Here is a 511-nt window from a genome sequence, read left to right on the forward strand (position 1 = left end):
AGGCAAAGGGGCGGTGGGCGGACGACAAGCGCCCCGACCTCCTCGACGGGGCGGCCCGCGGCCCGCTCGGCCGGCGCGACCGCTCCGGCCATCGACCCGCAGCCGCGCCGGGCGCCGCGCCGGGCGCGGCTCGCGGTGGTCCGGCCGGCGCCGGGCGGGGGCCGCAAGGGTCCCTTCGTCGTGCTGCTGCTGCTCCTGCTGGCCGCTGGTCTGCTCTGCCTGCTGCTGCTGAACCTGGCGTTGATGGAGAACTCGTTCCAGGCCAACACTCTGCGCAATCGGGCGTCCGCGCTGGCGGACGAGGAACAGTCGCTGTCGGTGCGTGCCGACCAGCTCTCCGATCCGGCGTCGCTGGCCGCGCAGGCCTCCCGCTACGGCATGATCCCCGGCGGGGTACCGGCATACCTTCCGCCGGGCGCTCCGCTGCCCGCTGGTTCCCGGACCCTGACCCGGGAACCGGGCAGCGGATCCGTCCTCATCGTCGTGCCCGCATCGCCCGGCCCGAGTCCGG

Annotated in this window: 1 protein-coding gene; it reads left to right on the forward strand. The window is 75.5% G+C overall.

Features of this window, described 5'->3' with window-relative positions:
• Positions 1–135: 135 nt before the first annotated feature.
• A partial coding sequence (gene ftsL, locus ACY5KJ_RS10005) for a cell division protein FtsL (protein ID WP_462203242.1) occupies positions 136–511 on the forward strand: 376 nt, incomplete at its 3' end.

The sequence above is a fragment of the Frankia sp. CcWB3 genome, from assembly GCF_977927595.1.